Source organism: Hyphomicrobium sp., assembly GCF_035572195.1.
GTDB lineage: Bacteria > Pseudomonadota > Alphaproteobacteria > Rhizobiales > Hyphomicrobiaceae > Hyphomicrobium_B.
In genome coordinates this window covers 1-14,891 of sequence record NZ_DATNBA010000048.1, presented here as the reverse complement: position 1 = coordinate 14,891, position 14,891 = coordinate 1, and the positions used below count along the sequence as shown (strand labels likewise).

Genomic DNA, 14,891 nt, shown 5'->3' with positions numbered 1-14,891 from the left:
TATATTAAATCGGTCCATTGATCATTAGGTCTCGCCGTGTGCTCACGCTATAGCCTCACATCCCCGCCCGAAGCAGTTCGCCGGCTGTTCGATTGCGCCGCCGTGGACGAGTTTCCGCCGCGCTACAACATCGCGCCGACGCAGCCTGTTCTCATCGCTCGTCTCGATCCGAAAGGCGCGCGTCAGTTGCGACTGGTGCGCTGGGGCCTCATCCCGTCGTGGGTCAAGGACGCCCGGGAGTTCGCGACGCTGATCAACGCCCGGGCCGAGACGGCATCTGACAAACCGTCCTTTCGCGGCGCCATGCGCCATCGCCGCTGTCTCGTGCCGGCTGACGGCTTCTATGAATGGACCGGAGGCCGGGGGACCAAGCAGCCACATTTTATCCGTCTGAATGATAATGAGCTTTTTGCCTTTGCTGGGCTCTCCGAGATTTGGCTTGGTGCGGACGGCAGCGAGATCGAAACGATGGCCATCCTGACGACACGGGCGCAAACCATGACATGGCGCGCAGCCATGACCGGATGCCGGTCATAATCGAAGCCCAGAATTTTGCTCCCTGGCTTGATTGCAGTTCCGGCAGCGCTGAGGGCATCAAGGATCTTCTCGGGCCATTGCCGGACAGGCGGCTCACGATTACCGCGGTCAGTGCAAAGTTGAACAATCCGCGCGCCGAGGGCCCCGAGCTTCAGGAACCCTCTATTCCGACACTGATCTGACAGGTTCAACGAACCTTGCATTCTCCCGTGACTCGCCGTCGCGGCGAATTGCCGTTATTCTGCAACGGCCAAGTCGGGCAGCGTTCAGGGCGGCATTGTCGATGGGAGACGGGGTATGGCTTACAGGGGCGAGGATCTCGATCTTCGAACGTCGCAGAACTCGGTCGCGGAGCCGGCCGCGCTTTCGGTGTCCGGCGAATTGCCTGTAGCCCAGAGCGGCAATCGGAGCGGCTACCACTCAGGTCCCATCCTGGTTGATGAAACCGTGCTGGCCTGCTGCAACTACGCTTACGATGTCGCCTTGGCCAATCGCTCCACCGATGTTCGCGTCGAACATCTCCTCAATGCGATGTCGCGTCTAGATGCGGCTGCGACGGCGTTGGAACATCGCGGCGTTCGGGTCGCGGCGCTGCGGCGCGAAACGGCGATGATCATCGCGAGCGAAATCCCAACTGCCGCGGGCAACGGCTCGTCGCCGCACCGGTCCGACGAGCTCGCACATGTCCTGAGAGCAGCTTCGAGCTTAGCAGCACGGCGGAACGCGGTAGCCGGCATCGACGATCTGATGCAGGTCCTTATTGATCAACACGCCGAGTTTCCTGCGGGGGAACTTCTTGTGCGCTTTACCTCGCGTGTGGCACTGCGCGATGGACCCGATCCGCTGCCGCCGCTGACGCGGCTTCGTCACGGTTCAGACAATCCACGGTCGCATCGCGGAGATTTCACGGGAAGCCCGACGGACGCGATCCAGAACTCGCGCATCGAGGCGCTCGAGCAAATGGTGCGGGCGCTAAGTCAGGAGCTTTCCATCGAGCGGCACACTGCCGTACTGGACGCGCGCGGGACAAATTCAAACGAATCTCTCGTATCGAAACTCGAAAGCATCGAGGCGGCGCTGGAACTGCGTCTGCAGGAGATGTCTCAGTCGTGGTCCGTGCTCTCGAAAAGGCTACAGGATCTTGAAGCCTCGGTCAGGGAGACGGCCGGCTCCGGCGAGAGCGGTCCGACAATCGACGATATCCGTCAGGCAATCGACTTGAAGCCGATATCCAATCGCCTCGACATCATCGAAGAGGCCGTCCTCGGCGGCGAGCTTCGCGGTAACGCCGACCTCGGCGACCGCTTCGCCAAGCTCGAAGGCGAAGTCACGCGGGCTCTGTCGTCATCGACCGGCGACGATCGGATGGAGACGCTTCTCTCCGGCATAGATCGCGTCGACGGCTTGACCGCGAAGCTCGATGCGCATCACACCGAGGTCAATCAGGCAAGCTCCGTTCTCGCCGAGCGCCTTTCGGCAGTCGAAAGCGCCATAGCCGCAGAGATCGAAACGGCCACCGCCAAGCATCAGGCCTATGCCAGCGACCTCTCGGAACTTCACGAGGCTTTGCTGAAGCTCAACCAGAACCAGCACACGCTCGCAGGCTCCATGGACCAGTGGCGGACGGATTCGGCAGCCGACGTTGCAAACATTTTGAACCGTCTGACCAGCATAGATCGCGATAACGCACTTCCCGTCGAGACGCTCAATGGTCTCAACGCCCATATGGAGACCATGAACCGCCTCATTATCGAGCGCTATCACCGCCGCAACCGTTTCCGCTATTGGCTGTTCGGCACGGACGATTGGATCGGTGCCAGTTGGCCATCGCAGAAGGCCGCAATCGAAGCCGAACGCCAGCGGGTCAAAAGCGTTGCCGCTGCGTCATCGACATGATCCCGCGGTTCAACACCGCCGGAAACGTCTCGTTAACCGTTCAAAAAGCAAAAGTATTTACCCATTTGGCATACAGCGTGCTGTCGGTTGAACGATCTCAAACCAGCACCTGAGGGCCATGAAAACTCGCGCGCACGCAAACCCTTCGCCCTGCCTGGCAGATATTCTGACGCCCGAAGCCAACAGCTTCGGCGTATTGCGCTTTCTGTTGGCGACGCTCGTCCTCATTTCGCACAGCTATCTCTATTGCGCTGGAACGTCGGAGGCCGAACCGCTCGTCGGCTGGCTCGGCCGGTCACTAGGAGAATGCGCCGTTCAGGTGTTCTTCATTCTCAGCGGCGTGATGGTGGCGCAAAGCTTCGACCGCAGCCGCAGCGTTGTCGATTTCGCCGTCGCGCGAATTCTCAGAATTTTTCCGGCCCTCATCGTCTGTGTCTTGATCACATCGTTCCTGATCGGACCGATCGTCAGTCGTTTGGCACCCGCCGATTATCTGACGAACCCCGGTCTCTATGGCTATCTGGCGAAAACGTTGACTCTCTCGACCGGTTCGGCATCTCTGCCGGGCGTCTTCGAAACCGTACCGTACGCGGGCTACGTCAACTCCTCGCTTTGGACACTGAAATACGAAGTTCTTTGCTATGTCGGCCTCGCCCTTTTGGGGTTCGTTGGATTGTTTCAGCCACGCTGGCGGTGGCCAGCGCTTACCGGCTTGGCGTTTCTTGTCGCAACGGTATCTCTCTCGTTGCCGAGCAATCCCGATGCTTTCGTGTTCCTCGATAACCTTCGCTACTTCGCCGTCTTCTTCGGCACCGGCGTGCTCGCCTACCTCGTGCGCAAGGATTTGCGCATCAACGCCCTCGTGCTCGTTCCGCTTTTCGCTCTCTTTGTCGTAACCGTCCGCACGCCGTTTGCCGAGGTCGGAGCGGCTCTGTTCCTGGCTTACGCAGCCCTCTGTGCGGCAACGCTGACCTGGGGACCGTTGCGTGCGCTATGCAACCGCTTTGATACGTCGTTTGGAATTTACATCGGCGCTGGGCCGATCCAGCAGACGCTGCTTTGGTTGATTCCCACTCTGACGCCGATCTGGCTGTCGCTGTTGGCCTTCGCAATCGTTTTCCCAATCGCGTTTCTGTCGTGGATCGGTCTTGAAAAGCCGGCGCTGCGATTGAGGCGGTCTGTCGTGGACCTGCTGAAGAAACGTCTTCCTGCCGTCGCACTGCCGGGGTGACGGGGTCGTAATGCGACCTCATCACGGCGTCGCCCGTTCACCAACCTGCAAAGAGCATTGCGAAAAGCCTTGAGCCCGCAGCCGCGCCCGTGCTTTGTTTAACAAAGCATTAACGGACGTCGCGAGGTCGGGGAATGTTGCGCCGGTATCTGATCGTGAACGGGACCATGACCCTGCTGCTCTACGGCGCGTTTTTTGCCCTCGTTCCTTCGGCACCCAATCTGTTGCAGTCGGTTCGCGCGACGTTCGATGCTGTTTTGATGGAAAGTCCGATACTCGGACCTTTGGTCAACCGTATCATCCTGGTCAGCGGCAATTTCGCGGGTTGATGAAGTTTTCAGCCGCGCGGCGCTGCGGCTCTCTCCAGCCGATCGTTGATCGCTTCGCCGAGACCGTGCGTCGGAACCGGCGTGACCGCGATTGTTTCCGCTCCGCTTGCATCGAGTTCGCGCAACGCCGCGAACAGATTGGCGGCGGCTTCCACGAGATCACCTGACGAACTGAGATTGATGATGGCGCGGGCCGGGCTGATAGCGATTGCGCCGAACGCCAGCACCGCCTCGTCGGGCCGCCAGGTTGGCGAGTTGAGCCGCAGTTGGGCTCGCGGCGCGTAATGGCTCTGAAGTTGCCCGGGAGAGGTGACTATGCCGCCGCCAGCCTTCCTCCGCGCCAGCTCCGCGCCGATGATCTTCTCGATCGCCTCTGCATGCACGGCGCCGGGTCGCAATAGCAATGGCGCTTCGCCCGTGAGGCTCAGAACCGTCGACTCGAGGCCGTGCGCGGTCGGTCCGCCATCAAGGATCACCGCCGCCTTGTCTCCGAGATCGGAGGCAACGTGTTCGGCGCGCGTGGCGCTGACGTGGCCCGAGCGATTGGCGGAGGGTGCTGCAATCGGCCGCTGTGCCGCATCAAGCAACGCCCGTGCAATCGGATGATTGGGAGCCCTGAGAGCGATCGTCGAAAGGCCCGCTGAAACGAGATCGCTGACGCCGGTTGCGTCACGTCGCGGCACCACGAGCGTTAGCGGTCCGGGCCAGAATGCGTCTGCCAGGCGGCGCGCCATTGGTGAGAATGACCCGATAATTTCTGCCGCCTCAAGCCCAAGCACATGCACGATCAGCGGATTGAAGGAAGGCCGGCCTTTGGCGTCGAAGACGCGGGCCACCGCCTCGCCATTCGTCGCGTCCGCTCCAAGCCCGTAGACGGTTTCGGTCGGAAATGCGACGAGCGCACCGGAGCGGATCAAGTGTCCCGCTTCCGCTATCCATTCCGCATTTGCGGGAGCGATCCTGCCGTGCATTGGTCATTCACCCGGTTTGCTACCGCCCGCGATCGGCATAGTGTTCGAAACCAATGCGGACGATTCCGAGAGACGATCCATGACTTATCAAGCTCCAGTAGACGACATCGTCTTTGCCCTCAAGACGGCTGCTGGGATCGACGAACTCATGGCTCGCGGGCTTTATCCTGGTCTCGATGCCGATACGATCGTTGCGATCGTCGAAGAGGCTGGTAAGTTCGGCGCCGAGGTCTTAGCACCTCTGAACGCCAGCGGCGATCGAACCGGATCAAAATTTACCAACGGGACAGTGACGACGCCTCAAGGGTTCCGCGACGCTTACCGGCAATTCGCCGAGGGTGGCTGGAGTGCCTTGCCGGGCCTCGAAAGTTTCGGCGGGCAGGGCCTGCCCGATATCGTCGCAACCGCTGTCGGTGAGATTTGGAATTCGGCGAATGTGTCGTTCGGGCTTTGCCCGTTGCTGACGCAAGGCGCGATTCACGCAATCGAGGCGGGCGGCAGCGACGAACTCAAGGCCAAATACCTGCCGAAGATGATTGCCGGCGCCTGGACCGGCACGATGAACTTGACCGAGCCGCAGGCGGGCTCCGATCTCGGTCCCTTGACGACGCGAGCCGAACCGCAGAGCGACGGCAGCTACCGTATCACCGGCACGAAAATCTTCATCACCTACGGCGAACACGATATGGCGGAGAACATCATCCACCTCGTGCTCGCCCGATTGCCGAATGCGCCCGCCGGAACACGCGGCATCTCGCTTTTTCTCGTTCCAAAATTCCTCGTCAACGACGACGGTTCGCTGGGTGAACGCAATGACGTCGTGTGCGCCGGGATCGAGCATAAGCTTGGCATCATGGCGAGCCCGACCTGCGTGATGAAGTTCGGCGAGGAGGGCGGCGCCGTCGGCTACCTCGTCGGAAAAGAAAACCGCGGCCTCGCAACCATGTTCGTGATGATGAACGCGGCGCGGCTTGGCGTCGGCGTGCAAGGTGTCGGCGTCGCCGAACGCGCTACGCAGCACGCGACCGCCTATGCGAAGGAGCGGCGGCAAGGCAAAAGCTCCGCCGAGAACGGCTCCGCCGCGATGAGCCCCATCATCGAGCATGCCGATGTTCGGCGCATGCTGCTGACGATGAAGGCGTTGACGCAGGCGGCCCGCATGATCTGCTTCGCGACGGCCCGCGAACTCGACATTGGGCATCGCGCCGGTAATGAAGAAGAAAGAAAAGCCGCGCTGAACAAGGCTGCGTTGCTCACTCCGCTCGCCAAGGCATTCTCCACCGATATCGCAAACGAAGTGGCGTCCCTCGGCATTCAGGTTCACGGCGGCATGGGGTTTATCGAGGAGACGGGCGCCGCGCAGTATCTGCGGGACGCCCGGATCCTCCCGATCTACGAAGGCACCAACGGCATCCAGGCAATCGATCTCGTCACGCGAAAGCTGCCGCTCGACGGCGGCGCCGTCGTGACCGCGTACCTGGGAGAGCTGGCCGAAATCATCGCCAATGTTCGCGCCTCGAACCGCAACGATTTCGGTCATATTCCGCAACGGCTGACCGAAGCGATGACCGGTCTGCAATCGGCAACGTTGTGGATGGCCCTGATGCTGCAAAGCTCGCCCGAAGCAGCGCTCGCGTCGGCGACCCCCTATCTGCGATTGATGAGCCTGACCGCCGGCGGCACGTATCTCGCCAAAGGCGCGCTGGCTGAAGAGGCCGGCTCGCCTCACGTCGCGATCGCGCGCTATTTCGCCGAAAATCTGCTCACCGAAGCGGCGGGGCTCGCCGAGTCCGTGCAAAGCGGCGCCGATTCGGTTCTCGTCGATGCACACGGCGCGGTGTTTGCATGACCGGCGTCGACGTCTCAAGGGCCGAGGGCGCGCAAGTGTTGCGGCTCGCCCGGCCCGAAAAGAAGAATGCACTGACGAGCGCGATGTATTCGGCTCTCTGTGATGCGATCGAGGCGGGCGACGCCGACAGCGCTATCGCCGCACACATCATCATGGGCACAAGTGGCGTCTTCACGTCCGGAAACGATCTCGCAGATTTTCTAGCGGTTTCGCGCGGCATCGGTGATCTTGGACAGCAGATGCTGCGCTTCATCCGTCTGTTGCCGGTTATCCGCAAGCCCGTGATCGCGGCCGTGGACGGCAACGCGATCGGCATCGGCACAACGCTGCTTTTCCATTGTGATCTCGTCTACGCCACCCCGGGCTCGACGTTCTCAACGCCGTTTCTCGACCTGGGGCTTATTCCGGAAGCCGCGTCGAGTTTGCTGATGCCGCTGCGAATGGGTTACGCGCGCGCCTTCGAAATGCTTGTACTTGGCGAGGTGCTAACGGCTGAGAAGGCGGCCGCGGCCGGGTTCGTGAACAAGGTCGTCGCGTCCGAAATTCTGAAAGCCACTGCGCTCGATGCCGCTTCCCGTCTTGCCGGAAAGCCGCCCGAAGCCTTGGCGATGGCGCGCCGCCTGATGCGCGGCGACCCCGCGGACATTCTTGCCCGTGTTGATGTGGAGGCGGCGGGCTTCCGCGAGCGGCTCAGATCGCCCGAAGCGATCGAGGCATTCACGGCATTTCTCGAGAAGCGGCCGGCGAATTTCCGCAAAGACATCTAACTCTCGGCGTCACAACTCATCGAATTGAACCGTTCCGCGGTTTCGGTAAATTCGGCCGCAGTTTCGACGAGCAAAGCCACCTCTGCTCTTACGCTGACGGCTCCGAGCGACTAGTCTATTTTCGTCGAGGTCTCCAGCCAATGAAAGAAACGCGATGGCGTCATTGAAAGGCAAAACTCTTTTCATCACTGGTGCCAGTCGCGGCATAGGATTGGCGATCGCCAAGCGGGCGGCGAAAGACGGGGCTAACGTGGCCATTGCCGCCAAGACGTCGGAGCCCAATCCGAAGCTCGAAGGGACCATCTACACGGCCGCAGAGGAAATCGCACAGGCGGGAGGGACGGCGCTGGCGATTGCTTGCGATGTCCGTCACGAGGATCAGGTTCAACGTGCCGTCGAGCAGACCGTCGCGAAATTCGGCGGCATCGATATTTGCGTGAACAACGCCAGCGCCATTTCCCTCGCTCCGATCGAGCAGACGGAAATGAAGCGCTTCGATCTGATGCACGCCGTCAACGCGCGCGGCACGTTCCTCGTCTCGAAGACCTGCTTGCCGCATCTGAAGCGTGCAGAGAACCCTCACATCTTGATGCTGTCGCCGCCGCTCGACATGCACTCGAAGTGGTTCTCGGGCCACGTGGCCTATTCGATCGCGAAATACGGCATGAGCCTTTGCGTGCTCGGGCTTGCCGACGAACTCAAAAGCGACGGCGTCGCCGTCAACGCGCTGTGGCCGCGCACGACGATTGCAACCGCCGCGGTCAAGAATATCCTCGGCGGCGACAAGCTTATGCGGATGAGCCGCTCCCCCGACATCGTCGCCGATGCTGCCCACCTCGTAGTTTCGCAGCCGGCAAAGACCTTCACCGGCAATTTTCTGATTGACGATACGTTCCTTTACGCCGTCGGCGGCGTAACCAAGTTTGACAAATACCGGCTCGACAAAACGCTGCCGTTGGCGCCCGATTTCTTCGTGCCGGCCGACAACAAGCCGCCCCCAGGTGTTCGAATTGCCCGGCTTTCGGAACTAGTCTAGGTCGGCTAGGCAGTGGAGAAGCAGCGGACAGGAAATGTGCGCCGATAATGACAACGGTCCTCATCACGCATCCAGCCTTTCTCAATCACGACACGGGCGAGGCTCACCCTGAGCGGCCGGATCGGATGCGCTCCATCGACAAGGCGCTAGCGGTGGAGGCCTTCAAACCCCTCACGCGCCGGACTGCATCTTTGCGCGACGACGATAAGACCTATATCGCGCTGGCGCACCGCAAGGAGCATCTGACGGAGGTCAGCGAAGTCGCAGAGCACGTGGCGAGCGGTCACAAATATATCGATGCCGATACCGTCGTTTCACCGGGCACGTGGGAAGCCGCCCGCCGAGCCGTCGGGGCCGGCCTCGACGCCGTCGATGTCGTGATGGCGGGGGACGCGGCAAATGCCTTCTGCCAGGTCCGTCCACCAGGACATCACGCCGAAAGTAACCGGGCAATGGGCTTTTGCCTTTTCAACAACGTCGCGATCGCCGCCCACTACGGGCGCGCCAAATACGGTGCCGAGCGCATTGCGGTCGTCGATTTCGACGTGCATCACGGCAACGGCACGCAGGAGATATTCTGGTCCGATAAGAACCTGTTTTATGGCTCGACACATCAGATGCCGCTTTTCCCCGGCACGGGGGCTCTGCGCGAAACCGGCGTCGGCAACATTTTCAACGCGCCGCTGCGTGCGGGCGACGGGCGCGAGCGCTTCGAAGAGGCCTTTCGCAGTCGTATTCTTTTGCCGCTCCACAATTTTGCGCCTGATTTGTTGCTCATTTCGGCGGGCTTCGATGCCCATCATCGCGATCCCCTCGGCGGACTCGAACTCACCGAAGAGGACTTTCATTGGGCGACCGAATCCCTGACAGAAGTGGCGCGCCGCCACGCCAACGGGCGAATCGTGTCGATGCTCGAAGGCGGCTATGATCTAACGGGCTTGGCAAATTCGGTTGCCGCCCACGTTACGGCGCTGATGCACGCCGGCACTTAACGGCCGCGCGCGAGATAACGCGGACGCCACATCAAGGCAGGACGACATGACGACAGCCAAAGCACCGGCCAAAAATTTCGCCGACATCAAGGACATGACGTTCGAGCGGGCGCTCAAAGAGCTTGAGGCCATTGTCGGCCGGCTCGAGCGTGGCGATGTCGAGCTTGAAGAAAGCATTACGATCTACGAGCGGGGCGAGGCGCTGCGCGATCATTGCGATCGGCTGCTGAAGGCGGCCGAAGCCAAGGTCGAAAAGCTGACGCTCGGCGCTGATGGTACGCCGAAGGGCACTGCTCCGCTCGACAAGGATAACGGCTCGCCATTCTGATTTGGCGAGAGATTCGCCAGGCGAACCGTTTAAGTCTAACCTGCGGCACGCGGGCGCACTATCCATCGAATGGGCGACGGCTGTTGGGTCGCCGTGGGATCAGCATTATGGGTGATGTTCCGCGTCCGGATAGCTCAAGTCTGCCGAGCCGCCGGCAATTCCAATTTGATCGCGACATCAGGATCTCCCGTGAGCCAGACACCACTCCTCGATGACGTCAAAACGCCGGAAGACTTGCGTCGACTGAGCGAAGATCAGCTGCCCCAGCTCGCGGCTGAACTGCGCTCCGAAATGATCGACGCCGTCTCCGTCACCGGCGGGCATTTGGGCGCCGGGCTTGGCGTCGTTGAACTGACCGTGGCGCTGCATTGGGTTTTCAACACGCCCGAGGACCGGTTGGTCTGGGATGTCGGCCACCAAGCCTATCCGCACAAGATCATCACCGGCCGGCGCGATCGCATCCGCACGCTGCGCCAGCCCGGCGGGCTATCGGGATTTACCAAGCGCGACGAAAGCCCGTACGACCCATTCGGCGCGGCGCATTCGTCGACCTCGATTTCGTCAGCGCTCGGCATGGCCGTGGCGCGCGATCTCAAGCATGGCAAGAACAACGTCGTCGCCGTCATCGGCGACGGGGCGATGAGCGCCGGCATGGCGTACGAGGCGCTGAACAACGCCGGGGCGCGCGATGAGCGGCTGATCGTCATTCTCAACGACAATGATATGTCGATAGCACCGCCGACCGGCGCGCTGTCGGCTTATCTGGCGCGGGCTACGACGAGCGGCACGTATTTGCAGTTGCGCGACTATGCAAAGCAACTCGTGAAGCTTTTGCCGAAGCAGTGGGAACGCCGTGCCGCGCGCGTCGAAGAATACACACGCCACCTTTGGCAAGGCGGCACGTGGTTCGAGGAACTGGGCTTTTATTACGTCGGTCCGATCGATGGCCACGACTTCAATCATCTTCTTCCGGTTTTGAAGAATGTCCGCGACACGAAGCAGGGCCCGATCCTCGTGCACGTCGTGACGAAGAAGGGTAAAGGTTACGCACCGGCGGAGGCCGCCGACGACAAGTACCACGGCGTCAACAAGTTCAATGTCATCACCGGCGCGCAGGTCAAGCCGAAGCCGAATGCGCCAAGCTATACGAAGGTCTTTGCCGATAGCTTGATCGCCGAGGCCCGCAAGGATGACCGTATCGTCGCCATCACCGCGGCGATGCCTTCGGGTACGGGGCTTGACTACTTTGGCCAGGAATTTCCCGACCGGACATTCGACGTCGGCATAGCCGAGCAGCACGCTGTGACTTTCGCGGCAGGTCTCGCGACCGAAGGGTTCAAGCCGTTCGCGGCGATCTACTCGACTTTCCTGCAACGTGCCTACGATCAGGTCGTGCATGATGTTGCCATCCAACGGCTGCCCGTCCGCTTTGCGATCGATCGGGCGGGGCTGGTCGGCGCCGATGGCCCGACGCACGCCGGCGCCTTCGATCTTGCATACCTCGGCTGCCTGCCGGGTTTCGTCATTATGGCGGCGGCCGATGAAGCCGAACTCGTCCACATGGTCGCGACGCAGGCCCAGATCGACGATCGGCCGAGCGCGCTGCGATATCCGCGCGGCGAAGGCGTCGGCGTGGAGATGCCCGAGTTTGGCGTGCCGCTCGAAATCGGCAAGGGACGCATTATCCGGCAGGGGTCGAAAGTCGCGCTGCTGTCGCTCGGAACGCGGCTCGCGGAATGCCTGAAAGCCGCCGATCAGCTCGCAACATTCGGGCTTTCGACGACGGTCGCCGATGCGCGGTTCGTAAAGCCGCTCGACGCCCAACTGATCCGCGACCTCGCCACCAATCATGAAGTGTTGATCACCGTCGAGGAGGGGGCGATCGGCGGCTTCGGAAGCCACGTTCTGCAGTTCCTGGCCGAGCAGGGCTTGCTCAGTCGCGGCCTGCACGTCCGCGCGAAGGTTCTGCCTGACGTCTTTATCGACCACGGCAAGCCCGAAGCGATGTATGAGGCGGCTGGCCTCAATGCCTCGGGCATCGTCGCAACGGTATTCAGCGCGCTTGGCCGCGCCGACGTCATCGGCGAGCGCGCCTGAGTAAAGTCACCTGCCTAGCGTGATCGAGTTTTTTTCGTGGGAGAGCCAAAAATGCATCCACTCGTGAGCCTCGTCGCGCGCATTCTGCTGTCGGCGATCTTCATATTTTCAGGATATGGCAAGATCATTGGCTACGCGGGTACCGAAGCCTACATGCAGCAAAACGGCGTGCCCGGCATGCTGCTGCCGGCCGTGATCGCGGTCGAACTTCTCGGAGGCCTTGCAATTCTCTTCGGGCTTTGGTCGCGTTACGCCGGGCTTGCTCTCGCGCTTTTCACATTGGTCGCGGCAGCGCTCTTTCACAACAATTTTGCCGACCAGATGCAGATGACGAATTTCATGAAGAACGTCGCAATGGCCGGCGGCTTGCTTTTGTTGTTCGCGAATGGCTCGGGCCGTTACGCGATCAAGCCCGATTAGGCGTCAAATCATTGCGTAGTCATGGTGCGGCTTGATCAAACGCTTGTGGCGCGCGGCCTCGTGCCGTCGCGCGCTCGCGCCCAGGATTTGATCCGGCGCGGGTTCGTGCGCGTCGCGGGGGTTGTTTGCGACAAGCCGGCTTTCGACGTTAAGGGCGCTCCAAATATCGAATTGGCGGCCGACGCGCCGGGCTTCGTTTCGCGAGGCGCCGAGAAACTCATCGCCGCGCTCGATCATTTTGCCTTCGATCCTGCGGGTACGGTGGCGCTGGACATCGGAGCATCAACTGGCGGATTTACCGAAATTCTCCTCGAACGGGGTGCGCGCCGGGTCTACGCCGTCGATGTCGGTAGCGCACAACTGCATCCGAAGCTGAAGGGCGATCCGCGTGTCGTGGCGCTTGAAAATTGCGACGCACGCGCTCTGTCGCGCGAGCTGGTTCCGGAACCGGTTGGCGCCACCGTTGTCGATGTCAGTTTCATTTCCGCAACCAAAGTTCTCGGATCGGTGCTATCGCTGTCGGCCGGCGACGCGTGGCTTGTCGTGCTCGTGAAACCGCAGTTCGAGGTCGGGCGTGAGAACGTCGGCAGCGGCGGTATTGTCCGCGACGAAGCCGCGCGCCAACGCGCCGTTAAAGATGTTGTCGCGTGGCTGAGCGCGCAATCCGGCTGGAAAATTGCCGGCGAAATGACATCGCCAATCCTCGGCGGCTCCGGCAACGCCGAATACCTGATCGGAGCACGGCGGTATGAATGAACTGCGCGAACTGCGCATTACGCGCGTCGGCGCCCAAGGCGATGGTGTCGCTGACGATGGCGGTGCGGCGATCTTCGTGCCGTTTACCTTGACGGGCGAGCGGGTCGCCGTTGATGTTTCGGGCGAACGAGCGCGGCTGCTCGAAGTGCTGGAGCCCAGCGGAGAACGCGTCAAACCGGTGTGCCGGCACTTTGGAGTGTGTGGCGGCTGCTCGGTGCAGCATATGGCGTCCGATGCCTATCTCGCTTGGAAACGTGAGGCCGTCGTTGCAGCCTTTCGCACCCGCGGCCTCGATGTCGAGGTCGCGCCGTTGATCGCCCCGGGCGGCAAACGCCGTCGCGCAGTTTTTACAGTTGAGCGAACGGAAAGCGGACTCGTCGTCGGCTTTCACGAGGCCGCGTCGCACGCTCTTGTTTCAATCGAAGAATGTCCGGTGCTGGACCCGAACATCGTCGCTGCGCTACCCGCGCTCACCGAGCTTCTCGCCCCGCTGATTTCAAAACGCGGCGAAGCGCGACTGACGGTATTACTGACGAACGCCGGTCTCGACGTGCGGATCGACGGGACCGCGCGCCAGCTGACGTCTGACGTTCGCACCCGCCTTGCTTCCGGAGCAAATGCGCTGCGGCTCGCGCGTCTTACGATCGGCGACGATGTCGTGTGTCAGACGCTAACTCCACTTTTGACGTTTGGCACGGTCGATGTGGCACCGCACTCCGGCGCCTTTGTTCAAGCCGTCGCCGAGGCCGAACGGGAGATCGCCCGCCTTATCATTACGGCAATCGGCAAGGCCAAATCCGTCGCTGATCTCTTCTGCGGTATGGGAGCTTTCACATTTCCACTCGCCGCGAAAGCCCGTGTGTCGGCGTTCGATGGTGACCGCGAAGCGATTGCCACGCTCGAGGCGGCCGCAAGAAAGGCGACAGGTCTGAAGCCGATTACGGCACGCGTGCGCGATCTTTTCCGTGAACCGCTATCGCCGCTCGAACTCAATGAACATGACGCGGTCGTGTTCGATCCTCCGCGCGTCGGCGCCGAAGCACAGGCCAAAAAGCTTGCGCGATCGAAGGTAAAGACGATTGTCGCGGTCTCGTGCAATCCGGCGACGCTAACGCGTGATGCGCGGTATCTGATTGATGGCGGCTACAAGTTGGAATCGGTAACGCCGGTCGATCAGTTCGTCTACTCGGCGCACGTCGAAGTCGTCGCCGTTTTTCGGCGCTAAGCTTCATTCACCCAAGACGCTCTTCCTTTACGTCATGGCCGGGCTCGACCCGGCCATGGAGTGCAGTTTAGTCCCCACACTGGCCGCGATGGCGCAGAAAATGATCGGCAAGTACGATCGCCATCATCGCTTCGCCGACGGGAACCGCGCGGATGCCGACGCAGGGATCGTGCCGGCCTTTCGTACTGATTTCGGTTTCCTTGCCGTGCGCGTCGATCGTTCGCCTCGGCGTCAGGATCGACGACGTAGGCTTCACGGCGAAGCGGCAGACGATCGGCTGCCCTGTCGAAATACCGCCGAGGATTCCGCCTGCGTTGTTTGAAAGAAAGTGCGCCTTGCCGTCGGTACCGATGCGAATTTCGTCGGCGTTTTCTTCGCCCGTCAATGCCGCGGCCGCCATTCCCGCGCCGATCTCGACGCCCTTGACGGCGTTGATCGACATCATGGCGCTGGCGAG

General features: G+C 61.4%; 16 protein-coding genes. 14 read left to right on the top strand and 2 right to left on the bottom strand.

The features are described from left to right. Window positions 1–36 precede the first annotated feature (36 nt). The 5 genes from VN623_RS04735 to VN623_RS04715 all read left to right on the top strand — a co-directional run bounded on the left by VN623_RS04735 (window position 37) and on the right by VN623_RS04715 (window position 3,993). Window positions 37–537, top strand: a complete 501-nt coding sequence (locus VN623_RS04735; protein WP_325568647.1) for an SOS response-associated peptidase — start codon at window positions 37–39, stop codon at window positions 535–537. Next, the gene (locus tag VN623_RS04730) at window positions 525–719 is read left to right on the top strand and encodes a hypothetical protein (RefSeq protein ID WP_325568645.1); all 195 of its coding nucleotides are present in this window, start codon (window positions 525–527) and stop codon (window positions 717–719) included. The genes VN623_RS04735 and VN623_RS04730 overlap by 13 nt, the downstream gene beginning before the upstream one ends. 115 nt (window positions 720–834) lie before the next feature. Further along, window positions 835–2,433, top strand: a complete 1,599-nt coding sequence (locus tag VN623_RS04725) for a Clp protease (protein ID WP_325568643.1) — start codon at window positions 835–837, stop codon at window positions 2,431–2,433. A 118-nt stretch (window positions 2,434–2,551) separates the two neighbouring features. Continuing rightward, entirely contained in the window at window positions 2,552–3,664 is a 1,113-nt protein-coding gene (locus tag VN623_RS04720; protein WP_325568641.1) for an acyltransferase, read from the top strand. Between the two features lie 134 nt (window positions 3,665–3,798). Further along, window positions 3,799–3,993 carry a hypothetical protein gene (locus tag VN623_RS04715; RefSeq protein WP_325568639.1) on the top strand — a complete coding sequence of 65 codons (195 nt, stop codon included), beginning with the start codon at window positions 3,799–3,801 and terminating at the stop codon, window positions 3,991–3,993. An 8-nt stretch (window positions 3,994–4,001) separates the two neighbouring features. On the opposite strand, the gene VN623_RS04710 is transcribed toward VN623_RS04715, so the two are convergent. Beyond that, window positions 4,002–4,964: an L-threonylcarbamoyladenylate synthase gene (locus VN623_RS04710; RefSeq protein ID WP_325568637.1), complete on the bottom strand. Its 963-nt coding sequence runs from the start codon at window positions 4,962–4,964 to the stop codon at window positions 4,002–4,004. Between the two features lie 79 nt (window positions 4,965–5,043). Here VN623_RS04710 and VN623_RS04705 point away from each other — a divergent pair, with 79 nt between their 5' ends. The 9 genes from VN623_RS04705 (at window position 5,044) to VN623_RS04665 (ending at window position 14,434) form a co-directional block, all read left to right on the top strand. Next, complete coding sequence (locus VN623_RS04705; RefSeq protein WP_325568635.1) at window positions 5,044–6,813, top strand: acyl-CoA dehydrogenase; 1,770 nt, start codon at window positions 5,044–5,046, stop codon at window positions 6,811–6,813. Next, window positions 6,810–7,580 (top strand): crotonase/enoyl-CoA hydratase family protein, encoded by a 771-nt coding sequence (locus tag VN623_RS04700; RefSeq protein WP_325568633.1) that lies wholly within the window; start codon window positions 6,810–6,812, stop codon window positions 7,578–7,580. The genes VN623_RS04705 and VN623_RS04700 overlap by 4 nt, the downstream gene beginning before the upstream one ends. A 154-nt stretch (window positions 7,581–7,734) precedes the next feature. Further along, window positions 7,735–8,616, top strand: coding sequence for an NAD(P)-dependent oxidoreductase (locus VN623_RS04695; RefSeq protein ID WP_325568631.1), 882 nt, complete (start codon window positions 7,735–7,737; stop codon window positions 8,614–8,616). Between the two features lie 47 nt (window positions 8,617–8,663). After that, a complete protein-coding gene (locus tag VN623_RS04690) occupies window positions 8,664–9,608 on the top strand; it encodes a histone deacetylase family protein (RefSeq protein ID WP_325568629.1) in 945 nt (314 codons plus the stop codon). Window positions 9,609–9,654: 46 nt separating this feature from the next. Next, entirely contained in the window at window positions 9,655–9,936 is a 282-nt protein-coding gene (locus VN623_RS04685) for an exodeoxyribonuclease VII small subunit (RefSeq protein WP_325568627.1), read from the top strand. Between the two features lie 189 nt (window positions 9,937–10,125). Next, entirely contained in the window at window positions 10,126–12,033 is a 1,908-nt protein-coding gene (dxs, locus tag VN623_RS04680) for a 1-deoxy-D-xylulose-5-phosphate synthase (RefSeq protein ID WP_325568625.1), read from the top strand. A 51-nt stretch (window positions 12,034–12,084) separates the two neighbouring features. Then, on the top strand, window positions 12,085–12,453 hold the full coding sequence (locus VN623_RS04675) for a DoxX family protein (protein ID WP_325568623.1): 369 nt from the start codon (window positions 12,085–12,087) through the stop codon (window positions 12,451–12,453). A 21-nt stretch (window positions 12,454–12,474) separates the two neighbouring features. Next, a complete protein-coding gene (locus VN623_RS04670) occupies window positions 12,475–13,209 on the top strand; it encodes a TlyA family RNA methyltransferase (protein WP_325568621.1) in 735 nt (244 codons plus the stop codon). Next, window positions 13,202–14,434 carry a class I SAM-dependent RNA methyltransferase gene (locus VN623_RS04665; protein ID WP_325568619.1) on the top strand — a complete coding sequence of 411 codons (1,233 nt, stop codon included), beginning with the start codon at window positions 13,202–13,204 and terminating at the stop codon, window positions 14,432–14,434. Before VN623_RS04670 ends, VN623_RS04665 begins: the two co-directional genes overlap by 8 nt. 67 nt (window positions 14,435–14,501) lie before the next feature. Here VN623_RS04665 and VN623_RS04660 read toward each other — a convergent pair. After that, on the bottom strand, window positions 14,502–14,891 hold a 390-nt coding region (locus VN623_RS04660; RefSeq protein ID WP_325568617.1), incomplete at its 5' end, for a chorismate synthase.

Bases quoted from the DNA above. Each gene is read 5' to 3' on its own strand.
- VN623_RS04730 (WP_325568645.1), top strand. From the start codon at position 525: ATGCCGGTCATAATCGAAGCCCAGAATTTTGCTCCCTGGCTTGATTGC.
- VN623_RS04725 (WP_325568643.1), top strand. From the start codon at position 835: ATGGCTTACAGGGGCGAGGATCTCGATCTTCGAACGTCGCAGAACTCG.
- VN623_RS04720 (WP_325568641.1), top strand. From the start codon at position 2,552: ATGAAAACTCGCGCGCACGCAAACCCTTCGCCCTGCCTGGCAGATATT.
- VN623_RS04715 (WP_325568639.1), top strand. From the start codon at position 3,799: ATGTTGCGCCGGTATCTGATCGTGAACGGGACCATGACCCTGCTGCTC.
- VN623_RS04710 (WP_325568637.1), bottom strand. From the start codon at position 4,964: ATGCACGGCAGGATCGCTCCCGCAAATGCGGAATGGATAGCGGAAGCG.
- VN623_RS04705 (WP_325568635.1), top strand. From the start codon at position 5,044: ATGACTTATCAAGCTCCAGTAGACGACATCGTCTTTGCCCTCAAGACG.
- VN623_RS04700 (WP_325568633.1), top strand. From the start codon at position 6,810: ATGACCGGCGTCGACGTCTCAAGGGCCGAGGGCGCGCAAGTGTTGCGG.
- VN623_RS04695 (WP_325568631.1), top strand. From the start codon at position 7,735: ATGGCGTCATTGAAAGGCAAAACTCTTTTCATCACTGGTGCCAGTCGC.
- VN623_RS04690 (WP_325568629.1), top strand. From the start codon at position 8,664: ATGACAACGGTCCTCATCACGCATCCAGCCTTTCTCAATCACGACACG.
- VN623_RS04685 (WP_325568627.1), top strand. From the start codon at position 9,655: ATGACGACAGCCAAAGCACCGGCCAAAAATTTCGCCGACATCAAGGAC.
- VN623_RS04675 (WP_325568623.1), top strand. From the start codon at position 12,085: ATGCATCCACTCGTGAGCCTCGTCGCGCGCATTCTGCTGTCGGCGATC.
- VN623_RS04670 (WP_325568621.1), top strand. From the start codon at position 12,475: ATGGTGCGGCTTGATCAAACGCTTGTGGCGCGCGGCCTCGTGCCGTCG.
- VN623_RS04665 (WP_325568619.1), top strand. From the start codon at position 13,202: ATGAATGAACTGCGCGAACTGCGCATTACGCGCGTCGGCGCCCAAGGC.